Raw genomic sequence first — 16,079 nt, 5'->3', positions numbered from 1 at the left:
CAGACTCATCTAAGGAGATGGATCATGCAGAACCTTCGAATCGATCTGGTTTCAGACATCGCCTGCCCCTGGTGTGCGATTGGCTACCGACGCCTTGAACACGCGCTGGAGACGCTCGCCGGCGAGATCGAAGTCGAGCTCGCATGGCAGCCGTTCGAGCTGAATCCGGACATGCCACCCGAGGGCGAGCCGATACTCGAGCATCTATGCAATAAATACGGCCAGGATGCCGAGCGTGTTGAGCGCACCCAGGGCGAAATGATCAAGCTCGCCAGCGACCTGGGGCTGAATTTCGATGGTGCGAGGGCGCGACGTGCGCACAATACGTTCGATGCCCACCGCGTGCTCGCCTGGGCCGCCGAACAGAGCCGCGAGACCGCGCTGCAGCAGGCGCTGTTCGATGCCTACTTCGGTGAGGCGAAGCGTCCATCAGATCCGGTGGTCCTGCGCGAGGCGGCGCAGCAGGTTGGCCTGGACGGTGAAGCGGCGGAGGCGGTCGCCCGATCCGATCGCTATGCGGAGACCGTCCGGGCGGCCGAGCAACGATTCATGCAGGCGGGCGTCAGTGCCGTGCCGGGTTTCGTGATCGACGGACGCTATCTGATCTCGGGCGCTCAGCCGGCCAGCAGCCTCGTCGATGCGATCCGAGAGATTGCCGAGACCTAACGATGCAGCCCGCATTCCCGGAAATACCCACCGAACCGCAGATCTTCGGAATCGGTGACATCACCGACGGCACGGGTCGTATGCCAGTCTCCAATAGAAATGTAACCGGCCTCCCGAAGCGGGTGATATGGCAAGGCATAACGCGTCAGGTACTGGTGGACATCATAATCGCTCCAGTCGGCGAGCGGATGAAGCTTTTCAACGCCCCATCGCGATTCCCGGAACGCGATATCCGAACGTGAAGCCGACTGCACACGCCGCAGGCCACTGATCCAGACCCCCGCCTGCAATTCATCCAGTGCTCGCCTCATCGGTTCGACCTTGTTCTCATCGTTGTAGCGGCGTAAGGCGTCCCCGCCCTGCTCCCAGCGTTTACCGTCTATCGTTTCCTGCCAGGCAGCGCTGCGCGCTGCCGAGAAGACGTGCAAATTGAGATCCAACCGCTTGGTCAGTTGCTCGACGAACCGATAGGTCTCGGCGAAATGGTAGCCCGTGTCAATGAACACAACCGGTATATCGGCCTGGATGGAGGTAGTCATGTGCAGCAGAACAGCCGCCTGATTACCGAAGCTGGAACTCAGAACGGCTCGCCCGGGCAGGGTCTCAAGACCCCATCGGACCCGATCGGTGGCACTCATCTCTGCTAATCCGTCACCCTGTTCACCCCTATCGATCCTGTCCACCATTAGTCGCCCCGCAACTCGTTTGTCTCGCTGCCATGAACGGTGGCGGAAATCGTCCCGGAACGAATGAGGTAATCGCCGAACGCCTCATCAACTGCACGATTCTGTGCAAAAGCCGCGAATAGCTGATCAATGATTTCAAGAATTGTCGGTTCGTCGATATTCTCGCGATGAATTCGATTGAGCCTCGAGCCATCAAAGGCCGCACCGAGATACATGTTGTATCGTCCCGGTGCACGGCCAACGAAACCAATTTCTCCGAGATAGGGCCGTGAGCAGCCGTTCGGGCAACCCGACATGCGGATCGTCATGGGAACATCGCCAATTCCGTGACGAACCGCAATTTCGTCAATGGACGCCAGCAATGTCGGGAGATACCGCTCGGACTCCGCCATCGCCAGGCCGCAAGTCGGGAAAGCAACACACGCCATCGAATGACGCTGGCGCACCGAGACCGATTCATCATCCAGACCTGCATCACGCAGACGCGTATCGACGGACTCACAGTCAGACGGCCGGATACCGCTTAGAATGACGTTGTGATTGGGTGTGATGCGAACATCCTCGCTGTAATCACGGACAATGCGCGCGAGTGCCTCACGTGTCTCGCCAGTGAGTCGCCCGCCTTCAACGAAGACCGTTCGTTGATATCGCTCATCAACAGCTTTATGCCACCCGAATCGATCTCCATTGCCGTTGAACGCGACCGGGATGGGATGATCGAGCGTAACTCCGCTCCGTGTCGCGACTTCCTTTGCAAGCCATTCGATGCCACGGTCGTCAACGGTGTATTTGAAGCGAGCATGGCGGCGATTCTCACGATCCCCGTAATCCCTCTGGACGGTTACGATCGCCTCGCAGACGGCGACTACGTCCTCGGTCCGGACAAATCCGAGCGATTCTGCGAGCCGCGGAAATGTGTTTGGATCACCCTGACTGCAGCCCAAGCCACCACCCGCCAGCACGTTAAACCCGATAAGGCCACCATTTCGCTCGATCGCGATCAGGCCGATATCCTGACTGTAGACATCAACGTCATTAATCGGCGGCAGAGCAATCCCTATCTTGAATTTCCTGGGGAGATACGTCCGGCCGTAAAGCGGGTCCGGAGCCGGCTCAATCTCCTTGGTATCGACTTTATCGCCGTCAACCCAAATCTCCCGCCATGCATCCGTACGTGGCGTCAGATGCGTGCTGATTTCCCGCGCGATGCGTGACGTCTCGGCGTGGAGAGGGCCTGCCTCAGGCTGGACATGACACATGACATTCCGATTGACATCCCCGCATCCAGCCAACGAGTCCATCAGCACCGCATCAAGCCGACGCATAAGGTCCGGCAGATCCTCTTTGGTGACGCCGTGGAATTGAACGGCCTGACGCGTTGTCAAGCGCAGACTGCCACCGCCAAGCTGATACGCCGTTTCATTCAGTGCCGACCACTGCTGAGGCGATGCCACACCACCCGGCACCCGCACACGGATCATGAACCGATAATCCGGTTCAAGCCTCGCCTCTCGACGTTGACGGCGACTCTCCCGGTTATCCTGCTGATAGATACCGTGGAACTTGGTGATCGCAGTATCCTCGGGATGGACAGCGCCCGTGGTGTCATTTTCCAGGCTTGCGACAAGCCTTCCGCGCAGGCCTCGGCTTTGCGCCTTTATTTTTTCAAGGTCAAGATTTTTAGCCATCAGTAGACATCCTTCTGGTAACGGCCCTCGCTCTTCAGCAGGTCGATTGCCTGTTGTGCCTGCTCATCATTGAATCCACGCTCCGTGGCGATGACCGTTTTCAGCGCGTCTTCGACCGCCTCTGCCATTCCTCGCCCGTTACCACAGACGTAGAAGTGCGCACCGCGCTCGAGCCACTCATTCACATCGGCACCCTCCTCAAGGATCCGGTGCTGTACATATTTGCGTTCCGCTCCATCCCGCGAAAAGGCAACGGATAACCGGTTGAGCAGTCCGGTCTCCTGCCAGTGCTGCCAGTCGAGCTGGTAGAGAAAGTCCGTCCGGCGGTGCTGTTCACCGAAGAACAACCAGTTGCCTCCCGTTGCACCGATCGCTTCACGATGTTGCATAAAGGCCCGAAACGGAGCGACCCCGGTGCCAGGACCAACCATGATGACGGGAGTGGAACCTGCCTCCGGCAGCTTGAAGCGCGGATTCGGTTCGACATAAACCGGGGCCGTGTCACCGACCTGGAGACGCTCGAGTAGATAACCCGAAGCCGCACCGGTCCGAGTACGATCGTCGTGCTCGCCGGTCTCGAGACGGACTGTCAGATGCACCTCACCATCGGCCAATTCAGGGCTCGAGGCGATTGAATAGAGCCGAGGCGGGCACTTACGTAGCGCTCCCACCAGCTGATCGGCACTAACCTCGCCGGGGTAGGCACGGATGACATCCACGGTCTGACGCGTGCTCAACCAGTCACGCAGACGCTCCCGATCGTTAGCGATTGCCTCCAGTGCGTCATGACCGGTCAGAGCCGCCCATTCCTTCAGAAATGGCACAACGACCTGCGTGAGTTCCAGCCGCTCAGTCGCGGCCGCCCGCAACGTCAGCTTCGAGTCATCGACGGCTACCTCCTCGTCACCAGACAGCCCGGTCAGTTGCAACAGTTCGTCCACCAGAGCATCGTCGTTGCGCGGCTGGATACCCAGTGAATCCCCAGGCGCATACTCGATACCGCTATCCTCCAGCGAGAGCACCACGTGGCCCACGCGCTTGCCGGACGGCGGAACCGTCAGTGGCGCGCGTTCGAGCACCTCCGCGTGGTATGGATTACGGCGATCATGCTGCGACCCCGTGGACGGGACGGCTTGTACCGTTTGGGACTGCGGAGCGGACTCAAGCCGTTCAAACAACATAGAGGCCCACTGAGCCTCTTCAGCATCAAACTCGACGTCGCAGTCAATGCGAGGACCTAACGGTGATGCCCCGAGCGCCTGCAGCCGCTCATCGATATTCTTCCCCGCCTCGCAGAAGTCCGGATAAGAAGAATCACCCAGCGCAAGGACGCTGTATTCGAGATCATCCAGGCGGGGTGCGTTGTCGGCATGCAAGTACCGGTGGAATCCCTCGGCGGTCTCGGGCGGCTCGCCGTCGCCATGGGTGCTCAACACCAGCGCAAGCAGTTCTTTTTTACGGATCTGGCGCGGATTGACCGTCGCCAGATCAGACATCTCGACATCAATGCCACGTGCTTCCGCCTGTTGTTTGAGCCGTTCGGCGACACCCTGCGCATTACCTGTCTCTGTGCCGTACCAGATCGTCAGCGACTGCGTGGCGGGCGCTGTTGGAGCACTGGCGGCGGGCGCATCGAGCGGTTGATCCGTCACTTCCACATCGGCGGTCGCCAGACCGGCGGTATATCCCGACACCCACAGCAGTTCGTCCCGGTCTGCCGTTGAGACCAGTGCGCGAAGATGCTTTTCCAACACTGCGTTCAGTTGCCCTAAACCCGGCATACGTCATCCCGTCTACAATTACTTTTGCGAAGTCTAGATATGCAGACCAAAACGTCAAAAGAACTTTCTGGAATACGCATATAAAGCAGCGATATTTTTCGGATGCTGTAGAACCCGATATTCTCCAATAATGCGTAATATAAGTAGCAATACCGGATCCCCTTTCTACCCGATTTTCCTGCGATTGAAACAGCGTCAGGTGTTAGTGATCGGTGGGAACATCGAGGCGGAACGTAAAGTCCGTCGCCTGAGCCGGGCCGGGGCGCAGATCACCGTCATCGCGGATGCGCTCACCGAGGATCTCGCAGCGTTCGCGGCGGACGGAGTGATCGAATGGATGAAACCGCCGGTCGAGCCGCGACATCTTGGTGACAGACACTTGATCGTTGTCGCCGACGCGGCGCCGGCGACTTTAGAGTGGGTTCGTGACCAGGCCGAGCGACAAGGCGTACCGTTCAACGCCGTGGACCAGCTCGAGCAGTGCAGCGCGATCGTACCGTCAGTTGTCGACCGATCGCCGTTGATGATCGCTGTTAGCTCCGCCGGGACTGCTCCAGAGCTGGCAAGGATGACCCGCAGCCGGATTGAACGAATGTTACGCCCGGGATCGGGCCGTCTCGCCAGCCTCCTCAGCGAGCTGCGCGTGCCGATTCGAACACGCTACCCGGAGATTCCGAAACGTCGCCAGTTCCTCAATTGGGCGATGGCAGGCCCTCCCGCCGACGCCGCGGATCAGGGCGATGACAACGCGGCCGCGAATCACATCCTGGAGTCGCTGGCGGATCAGCGCCAGACGCCAACCGGCGAGGTCATGCTTGTCGGGGCGGGCCCAGGCGATCCGGAGTTACTCACACTCCGCGCATTACGTGCCATACAGAGCGCTGATGTCATCGCCTATGACGGCCTCATGGATCGGTCGATACTCGATTACGCACGACGTGATGCGAAGTTGCTCAGCGTCGCCAAGCGGGCGGGCGATAAAGGCATCGATCAGGCACAGATCTGCGAGCTGCTCATCGAGCATGCAAGCAGTGGCGCCCGCGTTGTCCGCCTTAAAGGGGGCGATCCGCTGATCTTCGGCCGGGCCGGCGAGGAAATCGACGCGCTGCAGGCTGCTGATGTCCGCCTGTCCATCATCCCCGGGATCACGGCTGCGTCGGGGGCCGCTGCCGCCCTGAAGATGCCCTTGACTCAGCGGGATCGATCACAATCGGTCCGTCTGGTCACCGCACACTGCGCCAAAGGGATCGATTGCATTGACTGGGCTGCGCTTGCGGCGGAGAAACAGACACTTGCTTTTTATATGGGCATTTCGACCCTCGATCAGGTCGAGCATAATCTTATCGCGCATGGCCGCTCACCTGAGACGCCCGTCGCGATCGTGGAAAATGCCAGTCAACCTATGCAACGGCGGATCACGGGGCAACTGGGTGAGCTCTCATCCCTCGCGCATGCCCATCAACTGGTTTCGCCCGCTATAACGTTCATTGGTGAGGTGGCGGCTTCTGTCACTGTCCCCGCGTGACAACGGTAAACACTCACCAGCCCGGTAGCGACTCGACCGGCAGATGACAATGCACCACCCGACCCGGTGACGGTTCACGGGCCGGGGGCGGCGTTTCAGCGCAGTGCGGCATTACGTAGGGACACCGGGCGGCAAACGGACAGCCCGACGGCCGTGCCTCCGCACCGGGATTCTCACGTTGCGGCTGGGTGACCGGCGGGCCATCACCCACCCCGGGAATCGCGGCCAGCAGCTGGTCGGTATACGGATGACGCGGCCCCTCGAACACCCCTTCCACCGGTCCCGACTCCATGATGCGACCGAGGTAGAGCACCGCAATGCGATCGGCGATATAGCGCACCACCGCCAGGTCATGGGAGATGAATAAATAGGCCGTGCCACGGCGCTGCTGCAGGTCAATCAACAGGTCGAGGACTGCCGACTGAACCGAAACATCCAGCGCCGAAGTGGGCTCATCGAGGATGATCGCTCGCGGGTCCCCGGCGAAGGCGCGGGCGATCGCGACCCGCTGGCGTTGCCCGCCGGACAACTGCCCGGGGCGACGCTCGGCCGTATCGACTTCCAGCGCAACCTGACGCAATCGGTCGGGCACCGCCGCCCGTGCCTCGGCCCGACTCAGTCCACCCAGCCCCCGTATGGCCCGGGCAAGCGCAGGACCGATGCGGTGACTCGCATTCAGGGTGTTCTCGGGGGACTGGAACACCATCTGCAGCGAGCGACGCGCGTTAAGGCCGCGTTGGCGCTGCTGTGGCGACAGCGGATGACCTTCAAGCAGCGCTTTACCCGCCACCGGCTCGGTCAGTCCCGTCAGCCCTCTTGCCAGCGTGCTTTTGCCACTCCCTGATTCACCCACCAACGCCACCGTCTCCCCCTCGCGCACATCGAGGCTGACCCGGTCGAGAATACGAACACCGCCGTATTCCATCACCAGGTCTTCACAGGCCAGTACGGGCCCGCCAATGGATCGCCTGATGGGCTCGGCGGGCGGCCGGTTACCGCCCGGTGGCGCGGTTTCCTCCGGGAAAAGACAGCGGCTGCGATGCGTTTGATCAAGCCTGCGCAGCGGAATCGCCTGATGCCGACAGGCATCGCGCGCGATCGGGCAGCGGGGCGCAAAGGCACAACCCATGGGTCGATCATCCAGGGCCGGCGGATTACCCGGGATCCACGCCAACCGCCCGGATTGCCAATGCGCCTCACCCCTCGGGATACAGTCCATCAGCGATGCGGTGTAAGGATGTCGCGGTTGCTCGAACAACTGCCGGACCGGTGCCGACTCAACGATTTCACCGGCATACATCACCGCCACTCGATCGCACACCGAACGAACGACGGCCAGGTCATGGCTGATCAGCAGCATGGCCAGTCCCAGTTCCGCGCGCAGCGTCTCGAATAGCGCGAGAACCTCCGCCTGGATACTGGCATCAAGCGCCGTCGTCGGCTCATCGAGCACCAGCAGGTCCGGCGAACCCGCCAGAGCCATCGCAATCACCACCCGCTGCTGCATGCCACCGGAGATCTGATGGGGATAGGCATCGAGTAGCTGTGTCGGCTCGGCGATGCGCACCTGCTCGAGCAGGCGAACGCTTGCGCGCCGTGCCTCTTTGACGGATTGTCCCTGCTGGTACTCAAAAATCTCGGTCAACTGGCGGCCGATCGTCAGTGCGGGATTAAGTGCGGTTGCCGGGTTCTGGTAGACCACCGCGACCTGGTTGCCGCGTCGATCCTGCAGAGCCGCCGGGGTCAGCTCGGCGAGGTCCTCGCCGGCAAGGCGGACACGGCCCCGGGGTATCCGGGCGTTTTCCGGCAGATACCCGAGCGCTGCCATGGCGAGGGTCGATTTACCGCACCCGGACTCCCCGACCAGGCCGACCGTTTCGCCGGCCCCGATGACCAGGTCCACGCCGCTGACCGCCTCAAGCCACTGCCCCCTGCGACGGAACGCCACACACAGATCTTCAAAGGCCAGCAGGGGTGTGCTCATTGCGTTTCCAGGTCCCGCAGGCCATCAGAGATCAGGGAAAACCCGATGACGACAAAGGCAATCGCCATCGCCGGCGCCAGAACCGCCCAGGGTGCCGTCGTGAGCAGGGATCGGCTACTCGCGACCATCAATCCCCAATCCGGCGCAGGCGGCTGAACGCCCAGCCCCAGAAACCCGAGCGTCGCCGATGTGAAAACCGCATAGCCAAGACGAATGGTTCCCTCCACCATCAGGGGACCACGGATATTGGGGGCGACCTCGACCATCAGCACCCGAAAATAACCCTCGCCGCGAAGCCTTGCGGCCTCCACATACTCCTTGCGGACCTCAGTCAGTGCGGCGGCGCGGGCGGTCCGGGCGATCAGCGGTGCGAACACCAGTCCGATCACCAGGATGACATTCAGCGTTGAGCTACCCAGCGCTGTCAGCGCCAGCAACGCGAGCACCACGATCGGGAACGCCATGACCGCATCCAGAAGGCGCATGATGAGCTCATCAAGCCAGCGGCCATTGTAGGCGGAGATCAGTCCTAACAGCGTCCCAATGACAAGCCCCAGCAGGGTCGATGCCGGTGCGATCGCAAGCACATAACGGCCACCGTAGATAACGCGGCTGAGGATATCCCGCCCATACTCATCCGTGCCCAACCAGTGCGCCAGGGACGGCGGCGCCGTGGTTGGCCCGATGCCCATCGCGGTCGGCGCATGAGGGGCCACCCAGGGCGCCAGTGCCGCGGTGACGACCCAGAGCCCCACCATGACGAGCCCCACGGTGAGCCCCGGCGAGCGGCGCCAGAGACTACTCAGCGACGGCATCGCGCACCCGCGGGTTGAGCAGGCCATAGACAAGGTCCGCGGTCAGGTTGGCGAGGGAAAACACCAGCGTCACCAGCAGCGTGCAGCCTGCAAGCAATGGCACGTCCTTGTTGGAGGCCGCGTTGTGGAGCAGACTCCCGATACCCGGATACCGGAACAGGCTCTCGACAACAACCAGTCCACCCACCAGCCAGCCGAGCTGCGCGCCGATCACGGTCACCGTCGGCAGGAGCGCGTTGCGAAGGACGTGGCGTCGAAGCACGATCCGCTCGGGCAGACCCTTCAGCCGTGCCGTGCGCGTGTAGTCCGCCTCGAGCGCGGCGATCATGCCAGCCCGGGTCATTCGAAAGAGGTATGCAAACAGCAGCAGCACCAGGCACATCGCCGGTAGCACCAGACCATGGAGCATCGCCCAGAACCCGCCATCCGGCCCGGTCACGGCCTGCACCGGGAACCACGGGAGCGCGATACCAAAAGCCACGATCAGCACAACGCCCGTGACGAACTCCGGCATGGCCCCCAGCGCCAGACCCAGAATGGATGCCACCCGATCGAGGCCCCCACCGGGGCGGCGCCCGGCCGCGACCCCCACGCCAATGGCCAGCGGGATCAGGATGCCGATCGCCAGCGCGGCGAGCACCAGCGAGCGGCCGAGCCGCTCCAACGCGAGCGGCAACACCGGGGTATTCAACGACAGCGACTCGCCCCAGTCGCCCTGCAGCACGCCCCCTATCCACTGAAAATACCGCACGGCGATGGGTTGGTTCAGACCCAGCTCCTCATTCAGCGCCTCAACGGCGCTCTCCTGGGCGAAGGGACCCAGAATGATCCGGCCGACGTCGCCCGGCAGCACCGTCGTCATCGTGAAGATGAGCACCGATGCAACGAGCAGCGTCAGGCCAAGCAGCATCAGCCGCCGGGCGGTATAGCGCAGCATGGACGGGTTCAGGTCACCCAGGTACGAGTCAGATCAAGGAAGTTCGACATATTACCGGGCAGATTCATCACCCGTTTATTGACCGGTCGGAAGCCGTCCTTGAAATAACCGATCACCGCCGGGACCTCTTCCTGCAGGATTGCCGCGAGTGAGTCGGCGATCTCGGCACGCGCCTCCGGATCCGGCTCGCGCTCGAAATCATCGAGCAGCGCGTCGAAACGGGCATTCGTCCACTTCGGTGCATTCCAATCCGCGCCGCCGCGGAATGCCGCATTGAGGATCTGCCCCGGCGTCGCCCGACTCGCCCAGTCCGTCACACCAAACGTCACCTCGGTCCAATGATCGTAATAGACGTTCAACGGCTCGATCTTCAGATCAACCTGAATACCGACCTGACTCAACATCTGCTGGAGCATCTCGGCGTACTGCGGGAGCTCGGCAAGACGACCGACGTGGAGATCGATCGGGAAGCCATCGGGATAGCCCGCCTCGGCGAGTAGCGCCCTCGCCCGTTCGAGGTCTTTCTGACGCTGATCCAGCTCCACACCGACTGGATAGATCGGCGCGAGCGGGTGGTCATTGCCGATCGCCGCATTGCCGCCCAGCAGCACCTCCATCGCCCTCGGTCGATCAACCGCCAGGGCGACGGCCTGCCGGACCCGCACATCATCAAAGGGTTTCTGGTCCGTGCGCATGGTGACCTGCGCATGCGTCGCGGTGGGCTGGGTGACCATGCGCACGTTGTCGGCCTCGAAAAGGGGCCGGATATCGATATAGCCCGCCGAGAGCATGGCATCCGCCTCACCGCCCTGCATGGCGAGTACCTGCGGCTGTGAGCCGTCGTAGAAGTCCATCTCGACATTGTCCAGGTAGGGCAGCGGATCATTCCAGTAACGCGGATTGCGCTCGAGGCTGGCACCCTCCTGCGGGCGATAATCGGTCAGCCGGAAGGGGCCCGTGCCAATCGGGTTATTCGCAAAGTCACCGTCGTAATCGGCCGGCAGGATCACTGCGTTGTACACGTGTGTGTAGTACGGGAAGGCGCCCACTGGACGATCCAGGGCAAAGCGCACCCCATAGCGCCCATCCGCGGTGACGTTCTCGGGCTTTAGGAAGTCGAGCTGTGCGGCACCGGAGGAGCCACTGTCGGGCTGGACCATGCGCCGGAAGCTGGCCACGACATCCGCGCTCGTCATCTCCTGGCCGTTATGAAACTCAACGCCTTCCCGAAGCTTGAAGTGCCAGATACGGGCGTTGTCCTGCGATGACCAGTCGGTCGCGAGCACCGGGCGCAGGCTGAGGTCATCCTCGGCCCAGACCAGATACTCCGCGACCTGTTGGACGATGGCGATGACACCGCCACCACTCATGGTCACCGGCTCGAGATTCTCGGCGAGCGGCAGTGCCATGCGGAGTGTTCCCCCGCGAGTCGGGTTCTGCGCATGACCAAGCATCGGCCACGTCCCGGTCGCGGTCACCGCACCGGCAACCCCCAATCCCTGCATGAGTCGCCGACGGCGACGATCGATCAAATCCATGGCGTCGTCTCTTTTAAAGTTTTCGTCATCATAGTACCGGTTGATGGACCGTACTTGGGCAATCAGGTTCAGCGCACTCGTATCAGTGGGCACGGCGTATTAACAACGGATTGACGGTTGAACGACGTTGATGTCTCCAAAACCCTATGACCGACCTGGACAGCCCGCAAGCCATCCACACACTCGCGAACGCCCTCTACGAGCGTCTACCCAACGACCCGCTGGTGCGTCCGGTTTTCACGGAGACGGCGGAGAGCCGCATCGACGATCATTGGCCCCCATTGCGCTCGCAGCACGTGATTTTATCGGGATCTCCGGGATTCGGATAGCGCGTATTTTAATTAACAAGTCAGCGTAAACGGCTGTTACGGAGACCTTAATGCATACCCCGAATCGCCGCCAGCAGGGCCGCCGCAGCCGGCCGGGGCGTCTCATGCCGTGGGCTGATCAAGCCGATATCGCGCGTGGCGCTATCACCCGCCAGGGGCCGGAAAACGAGGTCATCCCGCTCACCCACCAGCGCCAGCTCGGGTAACAGCGTCACACCCAGCCCTCCACGCACCATCGCCAGCAACGAGGTGATGTTGGGCACATGGAACCGCGCGGCGGTAAGAATCGCTAACGCCTCCGGGTCGCTGACCTGGCGGAACGTCCCGTTCGTGATGAGTGTATGCGGGCGGATCGCCTCCCAGGAACATGGCGCCCGGACGGCCGCCAGTGGGTGATCCGAACGACAGACGAGCCCCATCCGATCCTCGGCCAGATGCTCGAATCGAAGATCGGCATCAAGCGCAATACCGGTGCCAATACCAAAGTCCACACGTCGCTCAATAACGCGTTGCTGCACGCGTACGGCGGTGTCGTCCTCCACCGTCACCTCAACCCCGGGATGGGCCCGAGCGAAGCGCGCGAGAATCCCCGGCAGTTCCCGCCCCGCATAGGAGGGAATCGAGGCCAGTGACACCCGCCCCACCCGGCGCTCGGCACTATCGCTGAGCGTCTGGCTCACCCGATCGTGGTGATCCACGAGCGCACGAATCTGCGGGTAGTGCTCGCTGCCGAAAGGCGTGAGTTGTGCATGCCGGCCTCGCTCGAACAGGGGCTGACCGAGCTGCTCTTCGAGATCGCGGATGGCCAGTGAGACCGCCGGCTGACTGCGGGCGGCATGGTCCGCCGCGGCGTGATAGCTGCCGGTCTCAGCCACCCAGAGGAAGTAACGAAGCGGTTGGAGTTTAAGCGCCATGAACGGCGTCCTCTCAAAAAGCGACACACGCGCCATGTCGATTAGATTATCTTATTAAATCATTTTTTAAATCAACTTTACTTTTATCCGGCAGCCGCAAATATTGGGGCCATGGAAAAAGGAGGAGACATGGCGGATACCCTGCACAAAAACTACATCGGCGGTGCATGGCGCGCCGGTGTCGACACCACCGACAACCGCAACCCATCTGACCTGGGTGACAGCCTTGGGGCATTTGCCCAAGCCGACGCAGCGCAGACCCGGGAGGCGATCGACGCCGCGCGCCATGCCCAGCCAGCGTGGGCGCAGGCCGGGCTGGAGGCCCGATATACGGCGCTGCTGGCGATCGGCACGGAGCTCATGGCGCGTGCCGAAGCACTGGGTCGGGAGCTCTCGCGCGAGGAGGGCAAGCCACTCGCCGAAGGTAAAGGTGAGGTCTATCGCGCCGGTCAGTTCTTCCACTACTACGCCGCCGAGGTCCACCGCCAGATTGGCGACGTAGCCGATTCCGTGCGTCCTGGCATCGAGGTGCTGGCGCAGCGTGAACCGGTGGGCGTCGTCGGCGTCATCTCGCCCTGGAACTTCCCAATCGCCACTGCCGCCTGGAAGATCGCGCCGGCACTGGCGTTCGGCAATGCGGTGGTCTGGAAGCCCGCCAACCTGGTCCCCGCGAGTGCCTGGTATTTCGCCGAGATCGTCTCGCGCCAGAATCTGCCCGCCGGTGTATTCAACCTCGTCATGGGCCGTGGCAGCGAAGTGGGCGACACCCTGGTCAGCGCTCCCGATATCGACGCCATCACCTTCACCGGGTCAGTGGAGACCGGGCGGCGAGTCGGACTGCGTGCGATGCAGAACCTCACCCGGGTGCAGATGGAGATGGGGTCGAAAAACCCGCTGGTGGTCCTCGACGATGCCGATCTTGACACCGCAGTCCAGTGCGCGTTCGTGGGCGGCTACTCGGGCAGCGGCCAGAAGTGCACCGCCTCATCGCGGCTGATCGTCGCGGATAGTATCCATGACCGCTTTGTCGAGGCCCTTAGCGAGCGGCTGGCCGCCGCCCGTGTGGGGCATGCGCTCGATCCGAGCACCGCGATCGGTCCGGTGGTGGACGCCGGTCAGCTGCAGAGCGATCTCGACTGGATCGAGACCGCCCGCCGCGAGGGCGCGGAAATCGCTGTGGGCGGCAGCGTGGCGAGCGCCGATACGGAGGGCTACTTCCTGCAGCCGACGCTATTCACCGGGACGCGCAACGACATGCGCATCAACCAGGAAGAGATGTTCGGGCCAATGGCCAGCGTCATTCGGGTCAGCGACGCGCACGAGGCGTTGCAAGTCGCCAACGACACCCGCTTCGGCCTCACCGCTGGGATCGTCACCGAGTCGCTGTCGGCGGCCAACCATTTCCGTCGACAGGCCCGATTCGGCTGCACGATGGTCAATCTGCCCACCGCCGGCACTGACTATCACGTGCCCTTCGGCGGTCGCGGCGAATCGAGCTATGGGCCGCGCGAACAGGGTCAGTACGCCCGCGAGTTCTACACCCAGGTCAAGACCAGCTACGTGCGGATCGGGGAGCCCTGAACATGGCAGAACGAGTGCGTATCGATGGGCTCCAGTACAGCAACTGGAGCCGCGCGATCTTTGAGGAAATGCGGACCGCGGGGCTGGATGCCGTGCACGTCACCGCCGCGTACTGGGAGAGTGCCCGCGAACTCATGGCCAACATCGGCGCCTGGCACCGGCGCTTCGAGGCGCATGCCGATCTGATCATGCCGATACGAACGGCGGCGGATATCGACCGGGCGAAGGCCAGCGGGCGCACCGGGATCATCCTCGGGCTCCAGAACTGCTCCCCCATCGAGGATTCGATCGATCTCATATCGGTGTTCAAGCAGCTCGATGTGCACATCATGCAGCTCTCATATAACAATCAGTCGCTGCTGTGCAGCGGTTATCTCGAGGATGATGACAGCGGTCTCTCCCGCTTCGGCCGCGAGGCGATCCGTGAGATGAACCGCGTTGGCATGGTTGTGGACACCTCCCACACCGCAGAGCGCTCGACACTCGAGGCGATTGAGTATTCGAGCCGCCCGACCGTTGTGTCCCACGCAAATCCGCAGTCGGCCCGCGACACCCCGCGCAACAAATCCGAACGGGTCATGCGAGCGCTGGCGGAGAGTGGCGGTCTGATGGGGTTCAGTTGCTATCCCTTCCATCTGCCCGCCCGTTCGGACACCACCCTGGAGGCCTTCACCGAAATGGTCGCGCGGGCCGTAGACGTCATGGGCGCGTCGCATCTCGCCATCGGCACCGACCTCTGTCAGGACCAGCCGATCGAGGTGCTCTCGTGGATGCGGAACGGCCATTGGGCCCGGGTCATGGATTATGGCGAGGGCTCGGCCGATCAGCCCGACTGGCCCGCGCCACTCGGCTGGCTACGGGGAACCGCTGACTTCCCCAACATCGAACAGGGGCTCGAGAAACGAGGCTTTTCGTCACCGGAAGTCGATGCCTTGATCGGCGGGAACTGGCGTCGCTTCCTTGACGGAGCATTACAACCCCAAGGCTGACCAAAACCGACAATAACCAATGGAACGATGAGGAGAGAGAGCATGAGTACTGATAACGATCAGCGCCGGACTCAGGCGCCCCCGGCATCAAACATCGGCGAGACTTTCGGCGATCCATGGGTGCTTGGCCTCAGTGCCGGGTTCATCCTGCTATTCGTTGGTCTGTCCATCTTCGACGTCGATCTGGTCAGTCAGCTGGTGGGCGGCGGCTTCGCCTGGACGGCCAAGTACCTGGGCTCATACTTCCAGCTGCTGCTGCTGCTGACCTTCGTCATTGCCATCGCGGTGGCCATCTCGCCGGCCGGCGGCGCGGTCATGGGCGATCTCGACACCCCCGAGATGAGCACCTTCCGCTGGGTGGCCATCATCATGTGCACCCTGCTGGCCGGTGGTGGCGTGTTCTTCGCCGCCGGTGAACCGGTGTACCACTTCATCGCCCAGACGCCGCCGGCCTTTGACACCGAGACCGGCACCGTCGAGGCCATCCGCGGCGCCCTCGCTCAGTCGTTCATGCACTGGGGTTTTCTTGCCTGGGCAGTGCTGGGCGGGCTGACCAGTCTGGTGCTGGTGCATGCGCACTACGTCAAGGGTCAGCCCCTGCAGCCCCGCACCCTGCTCTATCCGGTGTTCGGCGACCGGGTCATGC

General features: G+C 62.4%; 13 protein-coding genes. 5 read left to right on the top strand and 8 right to left on the bottom strand.

Annotation, left to right across the window (positions count from 1 at the left end; genetic code table 11):
• The first annotated feature begins 24 nt into the window (after window positions 1-24).
• A complete protein-coding gene (locus tag BA899_RS03755) occupies window positions 25-666 on the top strand; it encodes a DsbA family oxidoreductase (RefSeq protein WP_159299776.1) in 642 nt (213 codons plus the stop codon).
• Here the strand turns inward: BA899_RS03755 and BA899_RS03750 are convergent.
• The 3 genes from BA899_RS03750 to BA899_RS03740 are packed head-to-tail and all read right to left on the bottom strand — an operon-like array spanning window position 663 to window position 4,791.
• Entirely contained in the window at window positions 663-1,352 is a 690-nt protein-coding gene (locus BA899_RS03750) for a phosphoadenylyl-sulfate reductase (RefSeq protein ID WP_159299775.1), read from the bottom strand. The two genes, BA899_RS03755 and BA899_RS03750, sit on opposite strands and share 4 nt — an antisense overlap.
• Entirely contained in the window at window positions 1,352-3,040 is a 1,689-nt protein-coding gene (locus tag BA899_RS03745; RefSeq protein ID WP_159299774.1) for an NADPH-dependent assimilatory sulfite reductase hemoprotein subunit, read from the bottom strand. The genes BA899_RS03750 and BA899_RS03745 overlap by 1 nt, the downstream gene beginning before the upstream one ends.
• Window positions 3,040-4,791 carry a sulfite reductase flavoprotein subunit alpha gene (locus tag BA899_RS03740; RefSeq protein ID WP_159299773.1) on the bottom strand — a complete coding sequence of 584 codons (1,752 nt, stop codon included), beginning with the start codon at window positions 4,789-4,791 and terminating at the stop codon, window positions 3,040-3,042. The genes BA899_RS03745 and BA899_RS03740 overlap by 1 nt, the downstream gene beginning before the upstream one ends.
• 160 nt (window positions 4,792-4,951) lie before the next feature.
• On the opposite strand from BA899_RS03740, the gene cysG reads away from it, so the two are divergent.
• Window positions 4,952-6,346: a siroheme synthase CysG gene (cysG, locus tag BA899_RS03735; RefSeq protein ID WP_159299772.1), complete on the top strand. Its 1,395-nt coding sequence runs from the start codon at window positions 4,952-4,954 to the stop codon at window positions 6,344-6,346.
• A gap of 13 nt (window positions 6,347-6,359) precedes the next feature.
• On the opposite strand, the gene BA899_RS03730 is transcribed toward cysG, so the two are convergent.
• The 5 genes from BA899_RS03730 to BA899_RS03710 all read right to left on the bottom strand — a co-directional run bounded on the left by BA899_RS03730 (window position 6,360) and on the right by BA899_RS03710 (window position 12,863).
• Window positions 6,360-8,330 (bottom strand): ABC transporter ATP-binding protein, encoded by a 1,971-nt coding sequence (locus tag BA899_RS03730; RefSeq protein WP_159299771.1) that lies wholly within the window; start codon window positions 8,328-8,330, stop codon window positions 6,360-6,362.
• The gene (locus BA899_RS03725; RefSeq protein WP_144347565.1) at window positions 8,327-9,145 is read right to left on the bottom strand and encodes an ABC transporter permease; all 819 of its coding nucleotides are present in this window, start codon (window positions 9,143-9,145) and stop codon (window positions 8,327-8,329) included. Before BA899_RS03725 ends, BA899_RS03730 begins: the two co-directional genes overlap by 4 nt.
• Complete coding sequence (locus tag BA899_RS03720) at window positions 9,129-10,082, bottom strand: ABC transporter permease (protein ID WP_159299770.1); 954 nt, start codon at window positions 10,080-10,082, stop codon at window positions 9,129-9,131. Before BA899_RS03720 ends, BA899_RS03725 begins: the two co-directional genes overlap by 17 nt.
• A gap of 8 nt (window positions 10,083-10,090) precedes the next feature.
• Window positions 10,091-11,491, bottom strand: a complete 1,401-nt coding sequence (locus tag BA899_RS03715; protein ID WP_235013289.1) for an ABC transporter substrate-binding protein — start codon at window positions 11,489-11,491, stop codon at window positions 10,091-10,093.
• A gap of 505 nt (window positions 11,492-11,996) precedes the next feature.
• On the bottom strand, window positions 11,997-12,863 hold the full coding sequence (locus tag BA899_RS03710) for a LysR family transcriptional regulator (protein ID WP_159299768.1): 867 nt from the start codon (window positions 12,861-12,863) through the stop codon (window positions 11,997-11,999).
• A gap of 129 nt (window positions 12,864-12,992) precedes the next feature.
• Between BA899_RS03710 and BA899_RS03705 the strand changes: the two genes are divergently transcribed.
• The 3 genes from BA899_RS03705 to BA899_RS03695 form a co-directional block, all read left to right on the top strand.
• Entirely contained in the window at window positions 12,993-14,444 is a 1,452-nt protein-coding gene (locus tag BA899_RS03705; RefSeq protein WP_159299767.1) for an aldehyde dehydrogenase family protein, read from the top strand.
• A 2-nt stretch (window positions 14,445-14,446) separates the two neighbouring features.
• Entirely contained in the window at window positions 14,447-15,433 is a 987-nt protein-coding gene (locus tag BA899_RS03700; RefSeq protein ID WP_159299766.1) for a membrane dipeptidase, read from the top strand.
• 42 nt (window positions 15,434-15,475) lie between these two features.
• Window positions 15,476-16,079, top strand: a 604-nt coding sequence (locus BA899_RS03695; protein WP_200833046.1) for a BCCT family transporter, incomplete at its 3' end; no start/stop codon positions are given.

Source organism: Spiribacter sp. SSL99 (assembly GCF_009805925.1).
Taxonomy (GTDB): domain Bacteria; phylum Pseudomonadota; class Gammaproteobacteria; order Nitrococcales; family Nitrococcaceae; genus Spiribacter; species Spiribacter roseus.
This window is presented reverse-complemented; position numbering and strand designations above follow the sequence as displayed.